This is a genomic window from Streptomyces sp. NPDC057271 (genome assembly GCF_042668715.1).
In the GTDB taxonomy this organism is placed as follows: Bacteria; Actinomycetota; Actinomycetes; order Streptomycetales; family Streptomycetaceae; genus Streptomyces.
This window is the reverse complement of record NZ_JBHUYJ010000047.1, coordinates 1-5,612: the sequence shown is the minus strand read 5'-3', so window position 1 is coordinate 5,612 and position 5,612 is coordinate 1. Positions and strand designations below refer to the sequence as shown.

The 5,612-nt window shown below is 71.1% G+C and carries 5 protein-coding genes; 2 read left to right on the top strand and 3 right to left on the bottom strand.

The features are described 5' to 3' along the window. The first annotated feature begins 135 nt into the window (after positions 1-135). Positions 136-2,073 (top strand): multicopper oxidase family protein, encoded by a 1,938-nt coding sequence (locus tag ACFUJR_RS21835; RefSeq protein WP_383180868.1) that lies wholly within the window; start codon positions 136-138, stop codon positions 2,071-2,073. A gap of 69 nt (positions 2,074-2,142) precedes the next feature. Here the strand turns inward: ACFUJR_RS21835 and ACFUJR_RS21830 are convergent, their stop codons facing one another. From ACFUJR_RS21830 to ACFUJR_RS21820, 3 genes are all read right to left on the bottom strand, one after another. Continuing rightward, on the bottom strand, positions 2,143-2,544 hold the full coding sequence (locus ACFUJR_RS21830) for a GNAT family N-acetyltransferase (protein ID WP_383180871.1): 402 nt from the start codon (positions 2,542-2,544) through the stop codon (positions 2,143-2,145). Beyond that, the gene (gene purB / locus ACFUJR_RS21825; protein ID WP_383180874.1) at positions 2,528-3,799 is read right to left on the bottom strand and encodes an adenylosuccinate lyase; all 1,272 of its coding nucleotides are present in this window, start codon (positions 3,797-3,799) and stop codon (positions 2,528-2,530) included. The genes ACFUJR_RS21830 and purB overlap by 17 nt, the downstream gene beginning before the upstream one ends. A 67-nt stretch (positions 3,800-3,866) precedes the next feature. After that, positions 3,867-4,130, bottom strand: a complete 264-nt coding sequence (locus tag ACFUJR_RS21820; protein ID WP_383180877.1) for a hypothetical protein — start codon at positions 4,128-4,130, stop codon at positions 3,867-3,869. Positions 4,131-4,372: 242 nt separating this feature from the next. On the opposite strand from ACFUJR_RS21820, the gene ACFUJR_RS21815 reads away from it, so the two are divergent. After that, positions 4,373-5,554 (top strand): glycosyltransferase, encoded by a 1,182-nt coding sequence (locus tag ACFUJR_RS21815; RefSeq protein ID WP_383180880.1) that lies wholly within the window; start codon positions 4,373-4,375, stop codon positions 5,552-5,554. Positions 5,555-5,612: the final 58 nt, after the last annotated feature.

Below are 5,612 nucleotides of genomic sequence, written 5' to 3'. Positions count from 1 at the left end.
CAATCCCCCACCCCCCCCCTCCCCCCCCCGGGGGAGGGCCCGACCGGTCTTTCCCCCCCTCTCCCCCCCCCCCCCCTCCGCCGGGTGGAGCGGCAGTCGACCGTCCCACGACTGGGCGACCCTACCGTCGGCCGAATGGAACCCTCGGACAACAGCACCTCGCTCATGGCGGGGATCGACCGCCGCTCCCTTCTCCGCGCCGGTACGGCCACCGGCCTCGGGCTCGCCGCCGCGGCCCTCCCGCTCCTCCCCTTGCAGCCCGCCTCGGCCACCCCGCCCGCGCCCGGCGGCCCTGAGCCCTCGGCACCCGAGCTGCGGCTCACCAAGTTCAAGGACCCGCTGCGGATACCGCCCGTGCTGCGGCCCCGCAACAGGGGCGACCACGACGAGCTGACCGTGCGCATGGTCACCGCCGACGTCACGCTGCACTCGGAGCTGCCGCCGGTGCCGATGTGGACCTACGAGGGCGTGTACCCGGGTCCGACGATCGCCGCGGCCGCCGGCCGGCCGCTCCGGATCACCTGGGAGAACCGGCTGACCGGGAACCTGCCCGTCAGGGCCGTCGACTTCGGCCAGCCCCGCCCCTCTGCCGACCCGGTCTCCAACTACCCGGGCACGGAAGGCTGCCAGGAGGTCGCGGGCGTCGCCGATCTGCCGCCCTGGGTCGCGGTGCACCTGCACGGCATGCTCACCGGCGGCGGCAACGACGGCTGGATGGAGAACCTGATCGGCCCCGGGGACGTCCAGCTCAGCGCGTACCCGAACGACCAGGCATCGACGACGCTCTGGTACCACGACCACACCCACCACGTGAGCCGCTTCAGCGTCTACGCCGGACTCGCCGGCCTTCTCGTCTCGCGCACCGCGGAGGAGGCGGCGCTCGGCCTGCCCGAGGGCCGTCAGGACGTGCCGCTCGTCCTCAGCGACCGGAACTTCGACACGGACGCCTCCGGCGCGCTGGCCGGCCGCTCGGTGCACAAGGTGGAGATGATCGGCCCGCAGCGGCTGATGCGCGCTCACGCCGCCCCCTACACCCTGGTCAACGGGGTGGTCTGGCCGTATCTGGAGGTGAAGCCGCGCTGGTACCGCTTCCGGATCGTCAACGCCGCCAACTCCCGGATGTACCGGCTGATGCTGCTCGCGGACGGGGTGCCCGTGCCGGGCGCGCTGCGGGTGATCGGCACCGACCAGGGGCTGCTCGACCGGCCGGTCCCGGTCGACGGCGCCCTGAACCTCTCTCCCGGCGAACGGGCCGAGGTCCTGGTCGACTTCACCGCCTTCCGCGGCCGGACCCTGAAGCTGGTCAACACCTTCGAGGGGGTCACTCCCGGCGCCTCGGACCGGAGGAACGACCTCCTCGAACCCGACGTGATGCAGTTCCGCGTCGCCGACCGCCGGCCGGACACCTCCTACGCCCCGCCGGCCGTCCTCTCGGACTCCTTCCGACGGGTCGGGCACGCGGACCTGCCGCACGGGCACGCGCCCCGCTGGATCCTCATCACCGGGCCCGGCTCCTCGGGCGTCCCCGAGATGTGGGAGGCGGAGGAGATCGATCCGGCCGGCCTCACCTTTCCGACGACCGGCGTCGTGCAGGTCCAGGACGCCCAGGGGACACTGCGGACGCTGCGCGCGACGTCGAACGCGTACGACGACGGGCGCGCGTTCACCATCGCGCAAGGCAGCGTGGAGATCTGGAACTACCTCAACCTCACCGGTGTCCCGCACCCCATGCACATGCATCTGGGCCACTTCCAGGTGCTCTCGCGCGAGCACTACGACGTGACCGGCTTCGACCGGGCGGCCCGGGGCACCGGCCGGCCGGTGACGTTCAGGGCGACGGCCCCGCTCGACGCGCACGAGACGGGCGAGAAGGATGTCATCCGGGTGGGGACCGCCGGGCGGATCGTCCCCGGCCCCGACGGCACCCCGGGCGAACTGGTCAGCGTCGCCGTCAGGTTCCCGGTCGTCGGCCGGGGCGTCCACCACTGCCACATGCTGGAGCACGAGCAGCACATGATGCGTCCGCTCGTGGTGAGCCCGGCCGCGCATCTGCACCTCGGCGGCCATCACTGACCGGACGGTGGAAACACGGAGTGCCCGCCCCGCCGGGGGAAGGACGGGGCGGGCACTCGCGGTTTCCGCTCAGGGATTCAGTACCCAGGCGGAGTTGTGGGCGGCGAAGCCGATGTGCGGGTAGTACTCGGTCGCGGCCGGCGCCGACAGCAGCACGATCTTGGCCTGCGGCGCCTCCTTGCGGGTGGCGTCGATCAGCTCGCGGCCGATGCCGGAGCGCTGGTGGGCGCGGACCACGGCGATGTCGGAGAGGTACGTGACGTACGCGAAGTCCGAGACGCTGCGGGCGATGCCGACGAGCTCGCCGTCGACCCTGGCCGTGACGACCAGGTTGGCGTTGCGGACCATCGCGGCCATGCGCTCGGTCTCGTCGACGGGCCGGCGCTCGCCGAGGCCGGACTCGCGGTAGACCCTCAGTACCTCGTCCAGATCGAGGTCGGGACCGTTCTCCCGCTCAATGATCCAGCTCACGAAGGTGCTCCAATCGCTTGTAGATGACGTCATGGTGTACCAGGAAGCGCTCGGGCCCCAGTGGACCGGTGCGGATGCCCTCGCGGCCGAGCAGGGTGAGGAAGTCCTCCCCGTTCGCGGCGTCCTGGATCACCCGGTACGCCCGCTCCCGCTCATGCCCGCTCTCCAGCAGGTCGGCGAGGACCGCCGAACTGTAGGCGAGCCCGCCGGTGTGGTCGATCGCGGCGCGCATCCGGCCGGGGTGCACGTCGAGGTCCCGGACGAGCTCGGTGGCCGAGACCACTTGGTAGTGGGCGACCGTGAAGGCGTCCGGCAGGACGACCCGTTCGACGGAGGAGTGGGACAGGTCACGCTCGTGCCAGAGCGCCACGTTCTCCAGCATCGTCCCCGCGTAGCCGCGCAGCAGCCGGGCGAGGCCGGTGAGCCGCTCACTGGTCGTCGGGTTCCGCTTGTGCGGCATGGCGCTCGATCCCTGGTACGCGGTCGAGCGGGCTTCCTCGACCTCGCGGACCTCGCTGCGGGAGAGCAGCCGGATCTCGACGGCGATCTGCTCGACGCAGGCGCCGAGCGTGGCGATCGCCTGCACGAGCTGGGCGTGCCGGTCACGGGCCACGACCTGGCTCGGCGCCGGCTCCACACCGAGGCCGAGGGTCTCGCAGACGTGCTTCTCGACGAAGGGGTCGATCAGCGCGTACGTCCCGACGGAGCCGGAGACCGTGCCGACGGCGACCTGTGTACGGGCCTCCTCCAGCCTTCGCACCGAGCGGTCGACGGCGAAGGCGAACCCGGCCAGTTTGTGGCCGAAGGTGGTGGGTTCGGCGTGCATACCGTGGGTGCGGCCGACGCACGCCGTGTCCCAGTGCGCGACGGCCTTCTCGACCAGCACCGCGCGCAGCCGGCGTGCGGCGCCGGTCAGCAGGTCGCAGGCGCGGGCGAGGGTGTGCCCGAGAGCGGTGTCCACGAGGTCGTAGCTCGTCATACCGAGGTGCACCCAGCGGGCGGAGTCGTCCGGCATGTCCTCGCAGAAGGCCGCGAGGAAGGCGAGGATCTCGTGGTCGCGCTCACGCTCCAGCTCCGCGACGCGCGCCGCCGCCGGCACCCGGGCGCTCCGGATGTCCACGAGGGAGGCCTCGGGGACCCGGCCGAGCAGCACCTGTGCCTCGGAGGCGAGGACCTCCACCTCGGCCCAGGTGGTGTAGCGGGCCTGATCGGACCAGAGTTCCGCCATCTCGGGCAGTGAGTAACGGGCTATCACGAGCGTCCTACCTCCTCGGGGACGGTTCGCCGGCGCCCCGCCGGGCGCGGCGGCACGGCGGCGGTTCTCAGGCGGCCTTGCGGACGATCTCGACGGAACGGCCCTCCATCAGGGTGCGGACGCCGGTCTCGCCGCCGGCGATGTCCATGTCCATGTCGTGCAGCCGGCGGATCACCTCCTGGACGACCTTGTCGGTCTGCGTCTCCGCGGTGCCCTCCCAGACGAGGTCGGGGAAGACGGTCAGGTGCACCTTCTCGTTGCCCTGCGTGAAGATGTTGACTTCCATGATGTCCCGAAGAGCCATACGGGCGTTGTAGATGAGGTTGTTCATAAGAGTCACCGTCTTTCGACGTCATGTGTGTGCTGGGGGCTGAATTCGCCGTACGACATGTTGCCACGACGGAAGGGCTGGCGAACCGGGCGCGATGTTCAGCCCGTTCAACTGCGCGTGATCCTCATTCGAACACGACCCCGCGAATTCAAGGTGTTTGACAGAAAAACCGCGCCTTGGGGAATATCGAAGCCGTTCCCACATACGCCAGGCCGTGACTCACGAAAAGCATCCGGAGTGCCATGAAAATCCTGTTCGTCACCACAGGCAGCCAGGCCACCTACTATGCCGCCGCCCCACTGGCGACGGCCGCACGGAACGCGGGGCATCAGGTCATGCTGGCCGCTCACGAGCCGTGGGTGGAAACGGCGGAAGCCATCGGAATTCCCACGTTCTGCTTCACGGTCGACCCGATCCGCCACTTCATGCGGATCACGAACCCGGGCCGGGGCCTGCGGTTCCCCCGTGAGCTCGGGGACGAGGAGATGTTCGGCCAGGGCCGCGGCTTCGCCCGGATGGGCCTCGCCGGCGTCGAGTCCCTGCTGGAGCTCGCCAAGGACTGGACGCCGGACGTGGTGGTGGGCAGCTCGCAGAGCTACGCGGCGATGCTGCTCGCCGCCCACCTCAAGGTCCCGTACGTCCGCCACGTCGAGTACCTGGGCATCCCGCTCACGGGCATCGACCCGGGCGCCGAGGCCGAGCTCCGCCCCGAGCTGGAGCGCCTGGGCGTGGACGGGCTGCTCAAGCCCGACCTGCTCCTCGACTCCACCCCTCCGTCGCTGCGCCCGGCGCACGACCCGGACGCCCAGCCGCTGCGGTGGATCCCCAGCAACCCGCAGCGCCGTCTGGAGCGGTGGATGTACACCCGCCCGGAGGGCCGTCGCCGTGTCCTGATCACCTCGGGCTTCCGCAGCCTGATGTTCCGCGACCCGGGCTGGTCCATGCCGCTGCTGGTCAGCGAGCTGAACAAGCAGAACGCCGAGGTCCTGATCGCCGCGTCCCCGGGTGCGGCCGAACGCTTCGGCGCGGACCTGGGCGACGCCCGCGTCGGCTGGATCCCCATGGACGTGGCCGCGGCCACCTGCGACCTGGCCGTCCACCACGGTGGCGCGACCACGGCCACGACGCTGATGGCCAACGGCGTGCCGCAGCTGATCATCCCGGAGAACCCGCCGGAGTTCCCGCCGAACTACCACCGCGAGGCCATCGCCAAGGCCATCAGCGACTTCGGCGCCGGCAAGACGCTGTGGCCGGTGGCCGATGCCCCGGACAAGGCGCCCGGCGAGACCATCGCCGCCGCCTGCCGTGAACTCCTGGAGGAGCCGAGCTACACCGAGCGGACGCGGTTCCTGGCCAAGGAGATCTCCACCCTCCCGACGCCGCAGGACATCGTGCCCAGGCTGGAGGCCCTGCTCCACCGCTAGGACCCCCGGGTACGCCCTCCCGAGCACACGCGACGCCCCGAGACCGACGGTCTCGGGG

What these genes read in the sequence shown, in the direction of transcription:
- ACFUJR_RS21815 (WP_383180880.1), top strand. Translation starts at nt 4,373, where the DNA reads ATGAAAATCCTGTTCGTCACCACAGGCAGCCAGGCCACCTACTATGCC.
- ACFUJR_RS21820 (WP_383180877.1), bottom strand. Translation starts at nt 4,130, where the DNA reads ATGAACAACCTCATCTACAACGCCCGTATGGCTCTTCGGGACATCATG.
- ACFUJR_RS21835 (WP_383180868.1), top strand. Translation starts at nt 136, where the DNA reads ATGGAACCCTCGGACAACAGCACCTCGCTCATGGCGGGGATCGACCGC.